The 19,183-nt window shown below is 53.2% G+C and carries 17 protein-coding genes; 6 read left to right on the top strand and 11 right to left on the bottom strand.

What is annotated here, in order from left to right; translation table 11 throughout:
• Positions 1–501: a DUF937 domain-containing protein gene (locus D4L85_RS29470; protein ID WP_119757714.1), complete on the top strand. Its 501-nt coding sequence runs from the start codon at positions 1–3 to the stop codon at positions 499–501.
• Positions 502–546: 45 nt separating this feature from the next.
• Here D4L85_RS29470 and D4L85_RS29465 read toward each other — a convergent pair whose 3' ends face one another.
• Positions 547–1,134 carry a phosphatase PAP2 family protein gene (locus D4L85_RS29465; RefSeq protein ID WP_119757713.1) on the bottom strand — a complete coding sequence of 196 codons (588 nt, stop codon included), beginning with the start codon at positions 1,132–1,134 and terminating at the stop codon, positions 547–549.
• 2 nt (positions 1,135–1,136) lie between these two features.
• On the bottom strand, positions 1,137–3,107 hold the full coding sequence (locus tag D4L85_RS29460) for a sensor histidine kinase (RefSeq protein WP_119757712.1): 1,971 nt from the start codon (positions 3,105–3,107) through the stop codon (positions 1,137–1,139).
• Positions 3,108–3,294: 187 nt separating this feature from the next.
• Here D4L85_RS29460 and D4L85_RS29455 point away from each other — a divergent pair, with 187 nt between their 5' ends.
• Positions 3,295–4,779, top strand: a complete 1,485-nt coding sequence (locus D4L85_RS29455) for a dihydrolipoyl dehydrogenase family protein (RefSeq protein WP_119757711.1) — start codon at positions 3,295–3,297, stop codon at positions 4,777–4,779.
• Positions 4,780–4,800: 21 nt separating this feature from the next.
• On the opposite strand, the gene hisIE is transcribed toward D4L85_RS29455, so the two are convergent.
• From hisIE to D4L85_RS34565, 9 genes are all read right to left on the bottom strand, one after another.
• Complete coding sequence (gene hisIE, locus D4L85_RS29450) at positions 4,801–5,397, bottom strand: bifunctional phosphoribosyl-AMP cyclohydrolase/phosphoribosyl-ATP diphosphatase HisIE (RefSeq protein WP_119757710.1); 597 nt, start codon at positions 5,395–5,397, stop codon at positions 4,801–4,803.
• A gap of 34 nt (positions 5,398–5,431) precedes the next feature.
• Positions 5,432–6,187: an imidazole glycerol phosphate synthase subunit HisF gene (gene hisF, locus D4L85_RS29445; protein ID WP_119757709.1), complete on the bottom strand. Its 756-nt coding sequence runs from the start codon at positions 6,185–6,187 to the stop codon at positions 5,432–5,434.
• 6 nt (positions 6,188–6,193) lie between these two features.
• Positions 6,194–6,907, bottom strand: a complete 714-nt coding sequence (hisA, locus tag D4L85_RS29440) for a 1-(5-phosphoribosyl)-5-[(5-phosphoribosylamino)methylideneamino]imidazole-4-carboxamide isomerase (RefSeq protein ID WP_119757708.1) — start codon at positions 6,905–6,907, stop codon at positions 6,194–6,196.
• Positions 6,908–6,911: 4 nt separating this feature from the next.
• Positions 6,912–7,496, bottom strand: a complete 585-nt coding sequence (gene hisH, locus D4L85_RS29435) for an imidazole glycerol phosphate synthase subunit HisH (protein ID WP_119757707.1) — start codon at positions 7,494–7,496, stop codon at positions 6,912–6,914.
• 19 nt (positions 7,497–7,515) lie between these two features.
• Entirely contained in the window at positions 7,516–8,631 is a 1,116-nt protein-coding gene (gene hisB, locus D4L85_RS29430) for a bifunctional histidinol-phosphatase/imidazoleglycerol-phosphate dehydratase HisB (protein WP_119757706.1), read from the bottom strand.
• The gene (hisC, locus tag D4L85_RS29425; RefSeq protein WP_119757705.1) at positions 8,628–9,662 is read right to left on the bottom strand and encodes a histidinol-phosphate transaminase; all 1,035 of its coding nucleotides are present in this window, start codon (positions 9,660–9,662) and stop codon (positions 8,628–8,630) included. Before hisC ends, hisB begins: the two co-directional genes overlap by 4 nt.
• Before the next feature lie 24 nt (positions 9,663–9,686).
• A complete protein-coding gene (gene hisD, locus D4L85_RS29420; protein ID WP_119757704.1) occupies positions 9,687–10,967 on the bottom strand; it encodes a histidinol dehydrogenase in 1,281 nt (426 codons plus the stop codon).
• 80 nt (positions 10,968–11,047) lie between these two features.
• A complete protein-coding gene (gene hisG, locus D4L85_RS29415; RefSeq protein ID WP_119757703.1) occupies positions 11,048–11,908 on the bottom strand; it encodes an ATP phosphoribosyltransferase in 861 nt (286 codons plus the stop codon).
• Between the two features lie 13 nt (positions 11,909–11,921).
• Entirely contained in the window at positions 11,922–12,146 is a 225-nt protein-coding gene (locus tag D4L85_RS34565; RefSeq protein WP_160144085.1) for a hypothetical protein, read from the bottom strand.
• Positions 12,147–12,476: 330 nt separating this feature from the next.
• On the opposite strand from D4L85_RS34565, the gene D4L85_RS29410 reads away from it, so the two are divergent.
• From D4L85_RS29410 to D4L85_RS29395, 4 genes are all read left to right on the top strand, one after another.
• Positions 12,477–13,493 (top strand): tetratricopeptide repeat protein, encoded by a 1,017-nt coding sequence (locus tag D4L85_RS29410; protein ID WP_160144084.1) that lies wholly within the window; start codon positions 12,477–12,479, stop codon positions 13,491–13,493.
• A 195-nt stretch (positions 13,494–13,688) separates the two neighbouring features.
• On the top strand, positions 13,689–14,267 hold the full coding sequence (locus D4L85_RS29405) for an RNA polymerase sigma factor (protein ID WP_119757701.1): 579 nt from the start codon (positions 13,689–13,691) through the stop codon (positions 14,265–14,267).
• Between the two features lie 126 nt (positions 14,268–14,393).
• Positions 14,394–15,407: a FecR family protein gene (locus D4L85_RS29400; RefSeq protein WP_160144083.1), complete on the top strand. Its 1,014-nt coding sequence runs from the start codon at positions 14,394–14,396 to the stop codon at positions 15,405–15,407.
• A gap of 184 nt (positions 15,408–15,591) precedes the next feature.
• Positions 15,592–19,179, top strand: coding sequence for a SusC/RagA family TonB-linked outer membrane protein (locus tag D4L85_RS29395; protein ID WP_228450672.1), 3,588 nt, complete (start codon positions 15,592–15,594; stop codon positions 19,177–19,179).
• The last annotated feature ends 4 nt before the right edge of the window (positions 19,180–19,183 follow it).

Genomic DNA, 19,183 nt, shown 5'->3' with positions numbered 1-19,183 from the left:
ATGATCGATCAACTTATCAAACTCGTGGAACAACATGCCGGGGATACGATTGTGCAGAACAAGGCTGTGCCCGACCAGTTCAACAGCTCTGCCATCCAGGAGGTGGCGCAGCAGATCTTTGGCGGCCTGCAAAACCAGGTAGGCCAGGGCAACTTTCAGGAAGTGACCGCGATGTTCAGTGGCTCGTCGGGTTCGCTGGCGGGCAACCCAATGGTCGCGCAAATGATCACCAACATCGCCGGCAGCTTTGCTTCTAAATTTGGTGTGTCGCCTCAGGCGGCTCAAAGCATTGCAGGAAGTTTGATCCCGCAGGTGATGAACCAGTTCATCAACAAAACCAACGACCCGAACGACTCGGACTTCGACCTGCAGAACATGATGCGCTCGTTCAGCGGCAACGGCGGCCTGGACATCGGCGATCTGATGGGTAAGGTCACGGGTGGATCTTCATCGCAGGGTTCGGGTGACCTGGGTGGCATGCTGGGAAAAATATTCAATTGAGAAGGACGGCCGGATCTCCGGCGAAGCCTCACCGGAAAGAACTCCTCACAACAGTGGCGGAGTTCTTTTCTTTTCTACACGCTCCATCACGGCGCTTTGAACGGCGTAGCCGACCCATCCGCAGGTAATGCCGATCACACCGCCCACCAAAATATCGCCGGGATAGTGAACGCCCAGGTAGAGACGTGTATAGGTCATGGCAAAGGCCCAGAGATACAGCCAGGTGATCCAGGGTTTGGTTGGACGGAACAGCAACGTAAAGAACGTGGCCGTGCCCAAGGTGTTGGCTGCGTGACTGGAGGCAAATCCATACAGGCCCCCTTTATACCCATCCACCAAATGGATCAGTCCGGCAAGCGAAGGTTCCTGCGACGGCCGGAGCCGTTCAAAGAAGGGCTTCATAAAACCAGAAGTGATCTGGTCACACAGCAAGATGGTGATGGTAATGCCCAGCAAGGGTACCCAGCAATCTTTTTTATAGTCGCGGATCACCAGGTAAAGCAGGAAGAGATAGAGGGGAAGCCACACAAAGGTCTCCGTGAAAAACAACATGATGGGGTCGAGCCACGGCGCGTGCAAACCATTGAAGAATAAGAAAAGCTCCTTATCCCATTCGAGTAAACGATCAAGCATAGCTACGAATATAAGGTAGCTTTTTCATTTTCCTGCATCATCCAGTCAAATGCTTCCTCCATGGAGGGGAAGGGCCGGAAAGAAATGTTGAGTTGCTTGACCTCCGATTGGATGTTCTGAAGGTAGGAGATCACACGCTCGTCGTGGGCGTCGGGGCGGATGAAGGCAATGCGGCGGAGGCCGTTGCGCGAAGCTTCGGGGATGATGTTCTGGAACAACCAAGCCTGGTCTTCCGGTGCGATCGGTCCCTGGTGGACCACGTCCGACATCCAGTTGGGCGTGTTGTAGACTTGCAGGAACTCCAGCGCTTTGGAAAATACCATCCGGTATTGTTCGCTGCTGATGGGGCCGCGCCAGATCACGCCGGTGGAATTGACGGTGGCGTCGAAAAAGATCTTGGCATAGGGTTCGTCCAGCAGCATTTGCCGTTTCACATTTTCGGGCTTGCGCAGGTGGACGGTGAACTCGGTGAACTTGTTCAGCTCACTTTGCACATCGATGGTTCCGCCCAAGGCTTCGCATTGCAATTTCACCAGGTAGAGACCCAGACCTTTCCCTTCGGTGTGGTGATGGAAACGGCGGTAGAGCTTGAACATGTTTTCGCGATGCGTCTTCAGGTCAATGCCCAGGCCATTGTCTTTGACACGGATCACAAAATAACGCGGCTCTTCCGCGCTGCTCACTTCGATGACCGGCACGCGGTCGGACGAACGATACTTGATGGCGTTGCTGATGAGGTTATACAGAATGCTGTGCACCATGGGCTTCACCGAATACAACACGGGGCAGTGATCGACATCGATGTTGAGGTGGACGTTGTGGGCCGTGATCTCTTTCTCCAGGATTTTGTGTATGTGATTTAGTTCAGCAGACAGGTGGATCTTTTGACGGATCTGAAAAATGTCCTGGCGGATGTCGATGATCTTGCTGAGTTCCCGGATGATCTCGTCCAGGCGCAGGGTGGAGGACTTGATGTGGGCAAAGACCTCGGCCGCGTCGCTGGGAATGTTTTCGGGTTTGATGAATTTCAGCAAACCCAACAGGCTGGCCACCGGGCCGCGAAGGTTGTGTGATACGGTAAAGGAAAACTGGCGCAGTTCGTTGTTGTGCTTCACCAACTCCGCATTGGTTTCCATCAGGTCTTTATTCTTCCGGATCAGTTCCGACTCCAGTTCCTGGTTCTTGTTGAATAGCCTGCCCCGTTGCTCTTCGATGAGCCGGTTGGCGTCGATGAGCTTTTCCTGGTTCACTTGCAGGGTTTCACTTTGTGCTTGGATCTCTGCATTCTGGGCTTCGATCTCAGCGTTGCGTTCCAGTAATTGGAAGTTGACCTGGTTGAGGTCTACGATCAGCTCTTCGTTCATTGCCTCATTCTTTTCCGAAAGCCATTTGAGAAATCCCAGGCTGGAGGTCATGATGAAATACGTGATCACGATCACGACATTGGTGAAGTGATAGTTCATCAGTTTTAGCCGGTCCTGCGCATAGGGCACACCAAACAAGCTGTGCAGCGGGTCGTGGGCCATGAGCACGGCAAATCCACCGAGGGCGGCAACGGAGAGCAGCGTCTTTTCCCGGAACGAGAACAGCATCCACGGAATGACACAGCATCCCAGTACCACTATGCGAAAGGTAAAATAGTCCAACTCTTCCTGCTCTTCGTAGTAGACCCACTTGGAATAGATGGACAATGCCATCACGACCGTAGGGCTAAGCAGGCTGATCCAGATCCGGCTAAAGTTGATATAGCCTCCCCGGTTTAGGATGATCACCACCAAGGCCAGGGCGCCGATCACTGGAATCAGGTAGGTCACGATGTTGCCACCGTACCAAATGAAATAAAAGAAGGTAGCGACGAGACTTAAGGAAAAGAGAATAAGGGCAATGGCATTCGAAAGGAGAACGCCGCGCTTGTCGGGGGGCGACTTGGCAAAACCAGCTCCGGAATAAATGAGGGCGCGCAAAAAACTCATTGAGGGTCAACGTTCTTGTGATCGGCAAAGTTACGGAATTAAAGAAGAAGTTCGTGGAATATGAGTGTAGCCGGTTTGTTGACGATGCCTTGGTTAACGCTTCGGCTCAAAATCCACGAGGGCCATCCCTTTCCTGCTTCCGATTTTATTGTACATTGTAGTATAATATTTATTGCAGTCAGGCTTTATGGAGAAATTTGATCTGGTGGTCATCGGGGCGGGTCCTTCCGGATACGCAGCCGCCATGCGTTCCCTCGATTTCAAAAAGAAAACATTACTCATTGAAAAGAACAAAGTGGGTGGCGCGGGCGTCACCAACGGTGCGCTCTCATCCAAAACCTGGTGGGAGTTGTCGCGCGAGACCGCCTCGTTCAGGAAAAACCTGAAGCGCTTCAATCTGAAGGTGCCGAGCATCAACTACAAGGAGATCCAGGACGAAGTGGCCAGCGCCGTGGAAGAGCGCAAGGGCATGCTGGAGGAACACTTGCACATGATGAAGGACTCGCGCTATACCGACTTGCTGAGCTTCCGCAAAGGCAACGCCCGTCTTATCAGCGCGCACGAAATCGAGATCGACACGGGTGCTTACGAGAAAGAGATCGTTTGGGCCGAGCACATCATATTGGCTACCGGCAGCCGTCCACGGTATTTGCCAGAACTACCCATCGACGAAAAGATCGTGATGACCAGCGAGGGCATCGAGAGCATGGAAGATTTTCCGGAGAGCATGGTGATCGTGGGAGCGGGGGTGATCGGTTGTGAATATGCCACCATTTTTTCAGGCTTTGGCAAAACAAAGGTTCACCTCATCGACAAAGGCGCCCGCATCCTGCCGTTCGAAGATGAAGACATCGTGCGGGTGATCGAACGCAACATGGAAAACAACGGCGTGCTCATCCACCGTAACTCACGCCTCATCAACATGGAGATCAAACACGGCCGCGTAGAATATACGCTGGAGTATGACGACGGAACAAAAGGCACATTCAATGTAGCCAAGGCGTTGGTGGCCGTGGGCCGCACACCCAACTATGAAGAGCTCTGGGACGACGCCGTGAACATCAGCATCTCCAAACGAGGCATCGAAGACAACGACACGCAGACCAACATCACCAACATCTACGCCGTGGGCGATATCACGGCCGACATTTCCCTGGTCAACGTAGGTGAACTCGAGGGCCGTTATGCAGTAGAGAAAATATTTGGCAACCCACAGCGCAAGCTCATCTACGAGAACATCAGCACCATCATGTTCCTGAATCCGGAAGTGGCCAGCGTAGGGGTGAACGAAACCCAGGCACGCGAACGCGGCCTCGACTATAAAGTGGCCACGCTCGACTACAGTTGCATTCCCCGCGCCATTGCCAAGCGCAACACACAAGGCTTTATCAAGATGCTGGTCACGAACGATGCGCAAATGAAGATCCTCGGATTGAAGATCATCGGCAATCATGCGTCCAGTGCCATCCAGGCCGTGGCGTTGCTCATCAGTATGGACAAAGGAATTGAAGAGCTCGCCGAGTGTGTCCATCCCCATCCCTCCATCACGGAAGGCATCCAGGAATGTGTGCGCATGCTGTTAGGGAAGTCCCTGTTTAAACCCGACGCATTGAAAGGGAAGATCTCCTGCCGCACCAGCACCAGCGGGGTGTATCAGGATATTCATTTTTAATCCGTGCCTGTACTTCTGAGATTATTTTTGTCGTTTCTTCAAAACGGTCAGCACATCGTCGAGCGAGTGATTCTTTGCCGCCAGCAAAACCAGATAATGGTACATGAGGTCGGCCGCTTCGTTGAGGAAGAGATCGGTATTGTTATCCTTCGCTTCGATGATGAGTTCGACGGCTTCTTCGCCTACTTTCTGGGCTACTTTGTTGATGCCTTTTTGGATGAGCGATGTCGTGTAGGACGCCTGGGTTGGGTTGTTCTTTCGATCTTGAATGATCTGTTCCAACGAAGCCAGATCCCACCGTTCATTTTTTTCATTGAAGCACGTATCGGCCCCTGTGTGGCAAACGGGACCTTCGGGATTTACTTTGATCAGCAACGTGTCGTTGTCGCAGTCGATCGCGATGTCGACCAGGTGGAGAAAGTTACCCGAGGTTTCGCCTTTGGTCCACAGGCGTTGTTTGCTGCGGCTGAAGAAGGTCACTTTCTTTTCTTGTAGCGTTTTTTTGTAAGCTTCTTCATTCATAAACCCCAGCATGAGCACGCGCAGGGTTTTTACATCTTGTATCACACAAGGCACGAGGCCGTCTTGTTTGCTGAAGTTTATGGCGAGGTCATTCATGGCATTTCATTTTTTGTACTACGCATTAGGTTGATCAGGGACGGATGGCGATGTTCTTTTCATCGAGGAACGATTTCAACTCGGGTATTTTCACTTCCCCGAAGTGAAAGATGCTGGCGGCCAGCGCCGCGTCTGCTTTGCCCAGGACAAAAGCGTCGATAAAATGTTCCTTGTTGCCGGCGCCGCCAGAGGCGATGACGGGTATTTGCAAGAGGGTGTTGAGTTTATTCAGCGGATCGATGGCGAACCCGTTTTTGGTGCCGTCGTGGTCCATGCTGGTGAAGAGGATCTCGCCGGCGCCGCGTTCTTGCCCTTCTTTGGCCCACGAGAAAAGTTTTTTGTCGGTAGGCATTTTGCCACCGTGCGTGTGCACCGTCCACTGGTTGTCGATCTTGCGGGCGTCGATGGCCAGCACAATGCATTGCGCGCCAAAGGCCCGTGACAAGTCATCGATCAGTTGTGGGTTTCGCACAGCGGCCGAGTTGATGCTCACTTTGTCGGCGCCGGCTTCCAGCAATGGTGCCACATCTGCCACGGAGCTGATGCCACCGCCGACGGTGAACGGAATGTTGATGTGACGGGCGATGTCTTTTACCAGCGATGCAAAGGTCTTGCGTTCTTCGTTGGTAGCGGAGATGTCGAGGAACACCAACTCGTCAGCACCCTGACGCGCATAGGTGGCGCCGAGCTCTACCGGGTCGCCGGCGTCGCGGATGTTGACGAAGTTCACACCTTTCACGGTGCGGCCGTCTTTGATATCCAGACAGGGAATGATTCGTTTGGTGAGCATGCGGCGTTATAGGGTAGTTAGTTCTTCCAATGTGACTTTACCTTCGTAGATGGCCTTGCCCACAATGACGCCGTCGGCGCCGATGCGTTTCAGCTCCCTCAGGTCGTCGAGGTTGCTCACACCGCCGCTGGCCACCAGGTGCAGTTGGGGGAAGGTCATGAGAATGTTCTTGTACAATTCGATGTTCGGCCCCTTCAGCATACCGTCGGTGCTGATGTCGGTGCAGGTAACATACTCGATGCCGTTGCGTGTGTAATCCTTCAGCAGCGAAGCAAGGGTGATGGGAGAGCTCTCCTGCCATCCGCTGATGGCCACATACTCGCCTTTGACGTCGGCACTGAGAATGATCTTGTCTTTGCCAAACTTGGTGATCCACGAGATCACTTTTAGCGGCTCCTTCACCGCGACGCTTCCCAGGTTCACTTGTTTCACGCCGAGGTTGAGCAGTCGCTGCACTTCCTCTTCCGTTTTTATGCCGCCACCAAAATCAACGGTGAGCGACGTGGCTTTGCAGATAGCCTCCACCACGTTCCAATTGACAACTTTGCCGGCCTTGGCGCCGTCGAGGTCAACCACGTGGAGGTCGGTCAACCCGGCTTGTTCAAAGGAGCGGGCCACGGAAACGGGGTCTTCGTGGTATATTTTTTTCTGAGCGTAGTCGCCCTGTGTGAGGCGTACACATTTTCCGTCGATAATGTCGATAGCAGGAATGATTCTCATGGTGTCAAAGGGCTAAGAAACTTTTTAATACCCGTTCGCCGGTTTCGGCCGATTTTTCCGGGTGAAATTGTACGGCGTAGAAATTGTCTTTGTGCATGGCGGCGCTAAACGGGGCGATGTACTCCGTTGTGGCGGACGTGTGCGAATTCACGGGGACGTAAAAACTATGTACGAAGTAAGCGTATTGATGGTCCACGCCGCGATCGATCCAGCTGTCGCTCAGGGTTAGGTCGTTCCATCCCATGTGGGGAACCTTCAGGTCGCCTTGGGGAATGAAGCGCTTTACCGTTTCGCCGAAGATGCCCAGGCATTCGGTGTTGTTCTCTTCGGAGAACGTGCACATCAACTGCATGCCCAGGCAAATGCCGAGGACGGGTTGCTTTAGTGCCGTGATCACCTGGTCCAGTTTATGCTCGCGGAGATAGCGCATGGTGGTGCTCGCTTCGCCCACGCCGGGAAAGATCACTTTGTCGGCCTTCCGGATCTCCTCTGCGTTGTCGGTGATGGCGAAGTCGACACCCAGCCGCTCCAAAGCGAAGGACACGGATTGGATATTGCCGGCGTTGTATTTTATAATGACAAGCTTCATGCTTTGTTTTGTCTTGATGTTAAAGGACTCCCTTGGTCGTGGGCAGTTGGTTGCCTTCGCGTTTCACCGCCATCTTGATAGCTTTGGCAAACGCCTTGAAGATGGCTTCGATCTTGTGATGTTCATTGTCGCCCTCCGCCTTGATGTTGAGATTGCTCTTGGATGTATCGGAAAACGATTTGAAGAAATGGAAAAACATTTCCGTGGGCATCTCGCCGATCTTTTCGCGCTTGAACGCCGCATCCCAAACCAACCAGGGCCGCCCTCCGAAGTCGATGGCCACTTGGGCCAGGCAGTCGTCCATGGGCAGGCAGAAGCCGTAGCGTTCGATGCCGCGCTTGTTGCCGAGGGCCTGGAGGAATGCTTCTCCCAGGGCCAGGGCGGTGTCTTCAATGGTGTGGTGCTCGTCGATGTGCAGGTCGCCCTTCACGGTGATGTCGAGGTCCATGTTGCCATGACGCGCGAGTTGGTCCAGCATGTGATCGAAAAACCCAAGGCCGGTGGTGATGCGTGATCTACCTTGACCATCCAGGTTTAGGGTGATGCGTATGTCGGTTTCCTTCGTCGTGCGGGTCACGGTGCCGATGCGGTCGGGCGAGGCCACATGTTTATAGATGTCGTTCCAGGAGGTGGTGGTGAGCGAACAAAAATCGGTGAGGCCTTTTTGGGCAACGGTTTCCTTCAGGCTGCCGTTGTTGATGAGAATTCCTTTTGCGCCCAGGTTCTTGGCAAGCTCCACGTCCGTGACGCGATCGCCGATGACATAGGAATTGGCCAGGTCGTATTGCCCGTTGAAAAATTCCGTGAGCATGCCCGTGCCCGGTTTTCGCGTCGGTTTATTTTCCTTTGAGAAAGAGCGGTCCACGAAAATCTTCGAGAAGACAATGCCTTCGTTTTCAAAAGCTTTTAGCATCTTGTTTTGCGCGGGCCAAAACGTTTCTTCTGGAAAGCTTGAGGTGCCCAATCCATCCTGGTTGGTGACGATCACCAATTCAAAGTCGGTGTCGCGGACGATCTTGGCGAGCCCGTTGAACACGCCGGGATAATATTCCAGTTTTTCGAGGCTGTCGATCTGTTCGTCGGCGGGTTCGAGGATGAGGGTGCCGTCGCGGTCGATGAAGAGTACTTTTTTCATGCGGTATATTTTTTCAGGGCCGTGAGCAGCCGTTGGTTTTCTTCGGGGGTGCCGATGGTGATGCGCAAACAGTTGTAGCACAGCGCCACCCGCGAGCGATCCCTGACGATGATGCCCTGGTTCATCAGGTACTCGTACGTGCCGTGTGCATCCTTCACTTTCGCCAGCAGGAAGTTGGCGTCAGAGGGATAAACATGTTCGACGAGCGAAAGTTGCTGCAGCGCTTTGGCCATAACCTCGCGTTGCTTCACCACTTCCTTCACCCAGGCTTCCTTTTGTTGCACGTTCTCCAACGCATCCAAGGCCAACTCCTGGGTTCGGATGTTCACGTTATACGGGTATTTGATCTTGTTGAGCACCCGGATGATCGCTTCAGAGGCAAAGCACATCCCCAATCGCAATCCGGCCAGGCCCCAGGCTTTGGAAAACGTTTGGAGCACCACTAGGTTGGGATAGTGCGCGAGTTCTTGCGCAAAGCTCTTGCCAGTAGCAAAATCGATGTAGGCCTCGTCGATGACCACGATGCCATAGAAGCGTTTTAACACTTCCACGATCTTGGCGGTGCTGAGCAAGTTGCCCGTGGGGTTGTTGGGACTGCAGAGGAAGAGCACTTTGGTGGTGGCGTCGAATGTTTTTGGGAAAGCATCCAGGTCGAGGTCGAAGTCGGGGGTGAGCAATACTTGTTGTACGTTCACGGCGTTCACTTCGGCGCAGACGGAATACATGCCGTAGGTTGGGTCGGTGATGAGGATCGAGTCCTGGTTGGGTTCGCAGAACGCACGGATGATGAGGTCGATGCCTTCGTCGCTGCCATTGCCGAGGAAGATCTGCTCCGGCTTCACGCCTTTGAGCGCGGCCAGCTTTTCTTTGACGCGCCACTGCAGCGGATCGGGATAGCGGTTATAGGGCGAAGGGTACGGATTTTCGTTGGCGTCGAGAAAGATCTCCGCGGTGCCTTTGAACTCGTCGCGTGCCGACGAGTAAGGCTTCATGTTGAGAATGTTCTTGCGCACCAGGGCTTGGATGTCCATGGAATATTTCTTTTTGAACGTGGGTTATTTCAGAGTGTCAAGACGAACGCGGATGGCCATTTTGTGGCCGTCCAGTTGTTCGGCTTCCGCCATTTTTTCTACGACCGGTCCCAGGTTTCGGAGTCCTTCCGCGCTGAGTTGTTGATAGGTGATGTGTTTCACAAAGCTCTCCAACGCTACGCCGGCAAAGGCTTTGGCGTGACCATTGGTGGGCAGGGTATGGTTGGTGCCGGAAGCATAGTCGCCGATGGCTTCGGGTGAATAATTCCCCAGGAACACAGAGCCTGCGTTGACGATCTCTGCAGCAACGCTTTCAGGATCGTTCATATTGATGATGAGGTGCTCCGGCGCATAAGCATTCACAAAATCGACCGCCTCTTTTTTGGGCAGGATCACTACACGACTGTTCAGCAACGCCTTCTCGGCAATGGCCTTGCGGGGGAGGGTGTTGAGTTGTTGTTGGATGGCTTGCTGGATGGCGGCCACGTTTTTATCGTTGTTGAGCACCAGGATCACCTGACTGTCTTCGCCGTGTTCTGCCTGCGACAATAAGTCGGCAGCAACAAACGACGGCACGGCCGACTCATCCGCCATCACCAGCACTTCTGAGGGGCCCGCCGGCATATCGATGGCCACGCCTTCCTCCATGACGAGCTGTTTGGCTTTGGTCACGTATTGATTGCCGGGCCCGAAGATCTTGTACACGTTCGGAATGCTTTCCGTGCCATAGGCCATGGCCGCAATGGCTTGTGCGCCCCCAGCCTTGAAGATCTTTTTAACGCCCACCAATTGAGCCGCAAACAAAATGGCCGCATTGATCTTTCCCGACTTGTCGGGCGGCGAACAGAGCACCACTTCGCGACATCCCGCGAGCTTTGCCGGTATGCCCAGCATCAGCACCGTGGAGAACAACGGGGCCGATCCACCCGGAATATAAATCCCTACCTTATCGATCGCCACCGCTTTGCGCCAGCACGTAACACCCGGCGTGGTCTCGATCTTGACCGATTCCCGCTTTTGCGCGGCATGAAACTTTTCGATGTTGGCCGCCGCTGTCTGAATAGCCTTTTTCAAATCTTCCGGTAGCGAAGCCGTTGCCTCCGCCAGCTCTGCCGCCGAAACCTGCAGCGCCTCCACCGAAACCTTGTCAAACTGGAGTGTGAGTTCCCTCACCGCGCTGTCGCCCGACTTCTTCACCCGATTCAAAACATTGCGAACAGCACCTTCCAAAAACTCCAACTCCAATTGCGGCCGTTGCAACAGCGCAGACCAGCTATCCCTGGATGGATTATCAAATATTTTCATAAGTACTCAATTTTAAAACCTTTAAGTCAACTTTGCCGGCTCACCGAAACTTAAGCGAAGGTGATGCGGTGAAAAATGAATTATACGATCATCTTCTCAATAGGGATGACGAGGATGCCCTCCGCTCCACACTCCCGAAGCAAATCGATCTTCTCCCAAAAATCATTCTCATCCACTACCGAATGCAACGAACTCCATCCTGGCCGGCCCAACGGAATGATGGTCGGGCTCTTCATCCCCGGAATAACCGTTGTGATCTTCTCGATCGACTCGTTCGGACAATTCATGAGAATGTATTTATTGTTCTTCGCCTTCTTCACCGCCTCGATGCGGAACAAAAGCTTGTCGAGTATTTTTTGTTTCTCCGGCCCCAGCTCGGGGTTGGCAATGATCACCGCTTCCGATTGCATGACGGTTTCCACTTCCTTCAGGCCATTGCCCAGGAGCGTGCTGCCCGTGCTCACAATATCGCAGATGGCATCGGCTAACCCTATGCCTGGAGCAATCTCAACGGAGCCGCTGATCTCGTGTATGCCGGCCGTGATGTTGTGTTTCTGCAGAAAATCCTTGACGATGTTGGGGTAGGAGGTAGCGATGTTTTTTCCATGGAGGGATGCAATGCCACCATAGGTTTCGGAACGGGGGATGGCGATGGAGAGGCGGCACTTCGCGAAGTCGAGACGTTTCACGATCTGGTTCTTCTTTTTCTTTTCGGCGAAAACGTTTTCGCCTACCAGTCCCACGTCGGCCACTTTGTCTTCGACGTATTGAGGGATGTCGTCGTCGCGAAGGAACAAGACTTCCACGGGGAAATTGCGGGCCTGGGTTTTGAGTTGGTCTTTGCCATTACTAAAGGAGAGGCCGCTTTCTTTGAGGAGTTCGAGCGAACCTTCCTGAAGGCGTCCGGATTTTTGAATGGCGATGCGAAGTAGGGTGTTCATTTTTTATTCAGCATTAACTAGTAAAACAAAAAAGGCTTGCCACACGTGGTGACAAGCCTTTTGAAAATCTTTTATGATTGATCAAGATACAGCCGTGCCACGCATCGTGTGCTTCACATGATGATGGTGGTGGTTGCTGTTGTTGATGGCGTTTCTCATTTGCGGGTGCTAAGAAATCAAATAGTTCTTTAATCTCAAAATTTTGGCTGGGATAAAAAGGAAAAAGGTCATTTTTCATTCTGTTGTCTTTAGTTTTGGAACCGTACGCTAGTTAGCTTGCGGGGAGTTTGTCGCGGGGGACCGGCCAGGGATAGTAGTGGAAAGCCCGAAGTGCGGTGGGGATGCTGAAAGTGATTTGTTGGTGGGACACCAACAAATGGGCTTAATCGGATCTTCGAGTGGGGGAGTAAAGGGGTGGACGGACTTGGAACGGATAGCCCGACCCGAGGAACGAGGGGGGCCGCCTGATTACGAGCACACCAACGCTCTTGAGGTTTACGAACGGACGTTAAGTGGAGTGGGTTTAGGTTGAGCGATTTTAGAAAATGGATTTATAGTTTCAATGGTTATGAAGAAAGGGATTGTCATGATGTTGAGTGTGTTGTTGCTGGCTTGCAGCGATAGCAAGGAGACCCGGTTGCAACGGTTCTTGTTGCAGAGTAACGACATGATCAAAAACCAGAAGGCGGATGAGGCTGAGCATTATCTGCGGGAGGCGCTGCAACTCGATTCGTGTTTTGCCGATGCCTGGAACAACCTGGGCACGCTGCACTTCAACAAATCGAAATACCGGGAGGCACTGGACGATTATGATCATGCCATTGCTTGTCACCCCGACTACCTCGATGCCTATTTCAATCGCGCGAACACCGCGTATGAATTGAAAGAATATTACCGGGCCATGAAAGACATTGACTATGTGATCAGGCATAAACCCGACACGGCCGTTGCCTATTTTTCAAAGGGCTTGATCCATACCCGGCTGCGGGAATTCGATCGTGCGCGAGAGGCATTCAAAATGGCCAGCGTGATGGACAGCCAGAATGCCGAGATCTGGGTGAACCTGGGAACGGTGTACTATTATAAAAAACAATACGACAGCGCGCGCCTGCACTTTGAACACGCGCTACGCCTGAATCCCAAAGAAGCCAATGCCTACAATGCGTTGGCGATGGTGGACATTGAACTGGAAAAATATGACGACGCCAGGAAGCAGTTGGCAGAAGCGCTGACCTTGCAACCGCGTGATCCCTTCTTTTTGAACAACCGCGGCTACATCGCGCTGCTGACCGGTGATGTGGAGAACGGACGCAAGGATATTGACCTGAGCATTGGGTTGGATCCTTACAACGGTTGGGCCTACCGGAACAAAGGCCTTTACTACCTGAAGACCCACCAGGACCAAGAGGCGATCCGTTTGTTCAAGCAGGCCGAGGAGATGGACCCTTTCATCGACCGCATCTATATTTATCTGGGCGACGCCCTCCGGGCATCGGGCGATGCGAAGGGTGCATGTTCCTATTACACCAAAGCCGTGGCACGGGGTGAAATGCCGGCGGACAAGTTGCCGTCCGCTTGTCGTTGACCTGGGATGAACGCATCCATCGTGTGTCCTCGTTAAAATTCGGCGATTCGGAAATATTCCCCGCAATGGATTGAGATCCGATTTTTTTGCGAAAGCCGGCGTGTAAAGCGCCTCCCAAACCGGCGTTGGTCTTGTGTGCCGTTTCCTTTTTCGTTAAGTTTAGATTACCTTAATGTTGCGCAAGCACGGGAAAGCATGCAACCTAAACTGAAAAATCTTGTTGATCTCGTAGCCTCGGGTGATCCGCTTGCTTTTCGCGAGCTCTTCGACCGGTTCGCGGGCAAGGTGCATGCCTTTGCTTTAAAACTTACCCACAACGACGCCACGGCAGAGGAGATCGTACAAGAAGTTTTTCTGAAAATCTGGTTGCATCGCGAGGGTCTTTCGGCCATTGATTATTTCCCTTCCTATCTCTACACGATCACCCGGAATCATACCTTCAATGTGTTGAAACACCTGGCGCATGAGGCTCATGCCAGGCAAGCCCTGGAAAAAGTGCTGGTGAAAACCCATGAAGAAACGGAGGAGGCTGTGATCTATGAGGACTATCAGCGGTTGCTCGATCGCGTGATCGACCGGCTTCCCCCCAAACAACGGCAGGTGTATAGCCTTTGCCATCAACAGGGTCTTAAATACGAAGAAGTGGCGCACCGCCTCAACATTTCGCGCCTCACGGTGAAGACCCACATGCAGCAAGCGCTGCGCACCATCAAGACCCATTTCAGCAGCACGATGGGCCTTTGGCTGTTGAGCCTGGTTTCCTGGTTCGAATAAATTGGATTAGGATAGTCAATTCGTGCGGGTTTTTCGCACCGGAAATAATTCCTCAACTTTTTTCGTTTCTCACTACTCCTGACGGCTTCGCCGGTTGTCTTAATGGTATATCTAAACCCGGAAGCCATGGATCAAGCGCGGTTGTTGTATCTTTTTCAGCGTTATGTAGACGATACGTGTTCCGACGCTGAAAAACAGGAATTGATGCAAACCCTGGCCCAACCTGCCAGCGACGAGGCGATCCAAGCCTTGATGGACAAATTGTGGGAAGAGCTTCCGGAGCATGGAAAACTATCGGCCGAGAAAACGGAGCGGATATTGGAACGCATTCTACCGGCCTCCGATCACCGCTTCGCGCAGCCCCTTCAAAAACAACGCGCGCTTTTCAGCACCTGGATGAAAGTAGCCGCGGCCGTTACATTGGCCTTGCTGGCCGGTGCCGCTTGGTATGGCAGGACTTCGCTGAAAGATGAATCACCACTCATTGCCCAGGCTTCGCAGCCTTCCGCCACCGAACATCAATTTTTAAAACTTCCCGATGGCAGCACGGTGGTGTTGAATGCCGGAAGCCATTTGGAATATCCAGCATCGTTCGAAGGGATGGGACACCGCGAGGTGCTGTTGAGAGGGGAAGGATATTTTGATATTAAACACGATGTGTCCAAGCCTTTTATCGTGCGCACCGGGAAATTGACCACCACCGTGTTGGGAACAGCCTTTAATATCAAAGCGTACGATGAGCAGGATAGTATTGTCGTGACCGTGACCCGCGGTAAAGTGCAAGTGAACGATGACGACCGGACCCTGGGCGTGATCACCCCAAACCAACAGATCACCTTCCGCAAGTTGGGCCGGCAAAGCTACCAGCGCAACGTAAACAGCAACGCCGCCATTGCCTGGAAGGCCAGTGATATTTTCTTCGACGACATTACCCTGGAAGAAGCTGCCGCGCAATTGGAAGAGCGCTTTCACGTGACCATCCGTTTTGAAAACGAGAAGACCCGGCATTGTCGCTTCACGGCGACTTTCCTGCATGGCGAAGACCTGGATCAGATCCTGCAGATCATTTGTGAATTCAACGGTGCGAACTATCTGCGCGACGCAGCGGGGAATATGCTGATAAAGGGAGACGGATGTTAAAGACCAGGCTTGATGCGATACCAACCTAACCTAAGCGATATGAAAAGAATACTTAACCTAAGCTCGTAGTGCTTGGTGCCTCTCTGCCCAGGGCAGGGAGGTCCAAAAATGTGCCTGCCACTCGACTGGCATCGGTGGCAGGCTGTTTTAAATAATTCAGCATCACTTAAAACATATCAAAAGTATGAATTTTTCTGTATCAAAAGCAGAAGGAGGACGGCCGTGCGGGCGTGCGCGAAACCTGGCGCGGTGGTTCCGGAACCCTTATCTACGACAGCTTATGCGCATCAGTGTGTTCTTATTGGCGATCTTACTGACCAGCATCGACGTTTTGCTGGCCACGCCCGGTCATGGGCAGAACGCCGAGAACGCCACGACCATCACACTGGAATTGAAAGACGAGTCGCTGGAAACGGCTCTGAAACGGATCGAGAACCTCACGCCGTTCCGCTTTGTCTATCGCAACGAAGAAATCAGAAATATCAATCACCTCACCCTGGCCAGCGCGCGGCGCACCGTTCCTGAAACCCTGTCGCTGCTGCTGGAAAATACTGCCTTCACGTATAGGCAGATCCGCAAGAACATCCTCATCGTTCGCAAAGAACAGGGAAGCGTTAACGACGAACGCCCTGCAGTCATTGACCAGACCATCTCCGGCAAGGTGTCGGATGGCGAAGGGGGCATGCTGGCGGGCGTGAGCATCGTGTTGCAAGGCACCACCACCGGCACGACCACTGACGCCGATGGCGCATATAAACTGACCGTACCCGATGGCGGCGGTGTGTTGCTGTTTTCTTTTATCGGTTTCAAAACCGAAGAGGTATCCATCGACAATCGCTCGGTGATCGATGTGACGCTGACGCAGGACATTCAGGCCTTGACAGAAGTCGTGGTCACCGCCCTCGGCATTACCCGCGAAGAGAAGTCGCTGGGCTATGCTACGCAGGAGGTGAAAGGCCAGAATCTTACCTACACCAAAGAACAAAACGTGCTGGGTTCCTTGTCTGGCAAAGTGGCCGGCGTGCAGGTCACCGGCTCGCCCGGTTCCAGCATGGGGGGCACGCAAAAGATCAAGATCCGCGGGGTGAACCTGCTGGACGGCACCAACGAACCCCTGATCGTGCTGGACGGCACACCGATGTCGAACCAGAATTTCTCAGAACGCAACGGCCAGGACTATGGCAACATTATCCAGGACATCAACCCGGACGACGTTGAATCGATCAACGTATTGAAAGGCCCGGCCGCCTCTGCGCTTTATGGTTTACGGGGACAGAACGGTGTGATCATGATCGTGACCAAAAAAGGATCGCGCGGCGCCCGCAAAGTGAACGTTGACTACAGTGGCGCATTCTCCGTGGAGAAAGCCGGCAACTTCATGCCCAACCAAAACCTGTACGGCGGGGGCAGCACCCAGACGTTCAGCAAACTGGCCGATGGCACACCCTATGCCAACACCAGCGTGGACGAAAGCTGGGGACCCAAAATGGACGGCACCCCCGTGCGCCAGTTCTACAGCTTCTATCCCGACGACTTCGACTATGGCAAGACCACACCGTATGTGCCACACCCCAACAACATCAAAGATTTTTATGAGCTGGGTCACACGCAGAACAACAACATCTCCGTGAGCGGCGGCGGCGCCAATTCCTCTTTCCGCATCAGCTATAACCGCACGACCACGTCGGGTGTGCAACCCAATACGTGGCTGAAGCGAAACAACCTGGGATTGAATGCATCGATGGACATCACGAACAAATTAACGGTCTCCACCAGCCTCAACTACGCCAACAACCGCGGTCAACGTCCACCCCAGGGCTATGACTATGGCACGACCTATTTCAATCAGTGGTTTCAGCGGAGCATCGACATGAAGAAACTGAAGAACTATAAATATCCCGACGGCTCGTTCCTGCATTGGAACCTGAGCAGCCCCAGTGGCGACGGTACGATCGACACGGAGGCACTCTACTGGAACAATCCCTACTTCGATGCGTATGAAAATTTTTCGCAGGACAGCCGCGACCGCTACTTTGGCAATGTGGCGCTGAGCTATCAATTGCTGCCGTCGTTGAAATTGGGTGGCACGATCCGCTCGGACATGTTCACACAGAACATCGACAACCGGACGGCGGCGGGCGGACGGTATTTGTCGGAATACTCGATTGGAAAATATCAGAACCAGGAAATGAACTATGAGTTCCTGGCACAATTCTCCAAAACCTGGGGCAGCTTTTCGTTGAACGCCAATGCCGGTGCCAACCTGATGCACCAGAAATATACCTACCTCTTCCAGCGCACAGCGGGTGGGTTGTCGACGCCGGGCTTTTATAACATTGCCGCTTCGGTCGATCGCCCCTTTGTGGAATCGTTTCTGCGCGAGAAAGAGATCCGCAGCTTGTTCGCCATGGTGTCGCTGGGCTACAAGGACACGTGGTTCCTGGACGCCTCGCTGCGCAACGACAACTCTTCGACGCTGCCCACAAATAACAATTCCTATTGGTATCCTTCCGTATCGGGAAGTGCCGTGTTTAGTGAACTGTTGAACTGGCAACCGCTCAGCCTCGGTAAGTTTAGGGCGAGCTATGCCATGGCGGGAGGCGACCTGAAGCCGTATCAGACCACCTACTTTTATGAAGTAGGCACTGTCTATGCGGATCCTGATCGCACGGTAAATTCGTTGTACGTGCCCGATGAATTGAACAATCCCACGCTGAAACCTTCATTCAGCAACTCGTATGAAACCGGCCTCGATCTGAAATTCTTCAACAACCGCGTGGGCATGTCGTTCACGTTGTATTTGCAGCGCAACAAAAACCAGATCCTCACCTTGCCCGTGTCGGGCGCCAGCGGCTACACGACCACCATCATCAACGCCGGTTTGATCGAGAACAAAGGTTTTGAGCTTGCCCTGATGGGCACGCCTATTCGCAGCGGCAAATTCAATTGGGACATGACCTTCAACATCAGCCGCAACCGCAGCATGGTGAAAGAACTGTACAACGACGGCACCATCGATATCAACAACTTCCTCATCGCCAGCAACACCTATGCAGGCCGCACGGTGTCGGTGAACGCGCACGTCGGAGAGGCCTATGGCAATCTCATCGGCCAGGCGTATGCGCGCGACCCTGCTACGGGAAAAATATTGCTGGGCGACAACAACCTGCCGCTCTATGAAACCAACCACAACTTTGGCACGGTGTTGCCCGACTACACCGGTGGTTTTCAAAATACGTTCAGCTATGGCCCGGTGAGCCTCAATGCGATGATCGACTTCCAGGCCGGTGGTCAGTTCTTTAGCTGGACCAAAATGCTTTCCGTGAAATCGGGACAAGCCGTGGAAACCGCCGCCATCAATCAAAATGGAAAAAATGTTAGGGACCCCGTTGCAGAGGGGGGTGGCGTGCAGGTGAATGGCATCTCAAAAACTACCGGTCAGGAAGTGACCACCTTCGTGGATGCCAAAGCCTATTACCGGAACAATCTCGGCCGCGACATTTATGAAGAGTGGCTGTATGATGCCTCCTTTATCCGCTTGCGCGAATTGAAAGTGGCCTACACCTTCTCACGCGACATGCTGGGCAAACTCCCGGTGCGCTCGGTGAGCGTGGGCTTCATAGCCCGCAACCCGCTCATGATCTGGCAAAAAGCGCCCAAGGGATTGAACCCCGCAGAGCTGGCCAACGGCAGCGAGCCCATCAGCTGGCTGGAGACCGGTCAATTGATCACGGTGCGTTCCTATGGTGTGAGTTTAAATGTTTCCTTTTAATGCA

The organism is Chryseolinea soli (assembly GCF_003589925.1).
In the GTDB taxonomy this organism is placed as follows: domain Bacteria; phylum Bacteroidota; class Bacteroidia; order Cytophagales; family Cyclobacteriaceae; genus Chryseolinea; species Chryseolinea soli.
The sequence above is the reverse complement of the archived record's forward strand: the minus strand, read 5'-3'. Positions and strand labels throughout refer to the sequence as shown.

Bases quoted from the DNA above. Each gene is read 5' to 3' on its own strand.
- D4L85_RS29470 (WP_119757714.1), top strand. From the start codon at position 1: ATGATCGATCAACTTATCAAACTCGTGGAACAACATGCCGGGGATACG.
- D4L85_RS29465 (WP_119757713.1), bottom strand. From the start codon at position 1,134: ATGCTTGATCGTTTACTCGAATGGGATAAGGAGCTTTTCTTATTCTTC.
- D4L85_RS29460 (WP_119757712.1), bottom strand. From the start codon at position 3,107: ATGAGTTTTTTGCGCGCCCTCATTTATTCCGGAGCTGGTTTTGCCAAG.
- D4L85_RS29455 (WP_119757711.1), top strand. From the start codon at position 3,295: ATGGAGAAATTTGATCTGGTGGTCATCGGGGCGGGTCCTTCCGGATAC.
- hisIE (WP_119757710.1), bottom strand. From the start codon at position 5,397: ATGAATGACCTCGCCATAAACTTCAGCAAACAAGACGGCCTCGTGCCT.
- hisF (WP_119757709.1), bottom strand. From the start codon at position 6,187: ATGCTCACCAAACGAATCATTCCCTGTCTGGATATCAAAGACGGCCGC.
- hisA (WP_119757708.1), bottom strand. From the start codon at position 6,907: ATGAGAATCATTCCTGCTATCGACATTATCGACGGAAAATGTGTACGC.
- hisH (WP_119757707.1), bottom strand. From the start codon at position 7,496: ATGAAGCTTGTCATTATAAAATACAACGCCGGCAATATCCAATCCGTG.
- hisB (WP_119757706.1), bottom strand. From the start codon at position 8,631: ATGAAAAAAGTACTCTTCATCGACCGCGACGGCACCCTCATCCTCGAA.
- hisC (WP_119757705.1), bottom strand. From the start codon at position 9,662: ATGGACATCCAAGCCCTGGTGCGCAAGAACATTCTCAACATGAAGCCT.
- hisD (WP_119757704.1), bottom strand. From the start codon at position 10,967: ATGAAAATATTTGATAATCCATCCAGGGATAGCTGGTCTGCGCTGTTG.
- hisG (WP_119757703.1), bottom strand. From the start codon at position 11,908: ATGAACACCCTACTTCGCATCGCCATTCAAAAATCCGGACGCCTTCAG.
- D4L85_RS34565 (WP_160144085.1), bottom strand. From the start codon at position 12,146: ATGAAAAATGACCTTTTTCCTTTTTATCCCAGCCAAAATTTTGAGATT.
- D4L85_RS29410 (WP_160144084.1), top strand. From the start codon at position 12,477: ATGAAGAAAGGGATTGTCATGATGTTGAGTGTGTTGTTGCTGGCTTGC.
- D4L85_RS29405 (WP_119757701.1), top strand. From the start codon at position 13,689: ATGCAACCTAAACTGAAAAATCTTGTTGATCTCGTAGCCTCGGGTGAT.
- D4L85_RS29400 (WP_160144083.1), top strand. From the start codon at position 14,394: ATGGATCAAGCGCGGTTGTTGTATCTTTTTCAGCGTTATGTAGACGAT.
- D4L85_RS29395 (WP_228450672.1), top strand. From the start codon at position 15,592: ATGAATTTTTCTGTATCAAAAGCAGAAGGAGGACGGCCGTGCGGGCGT.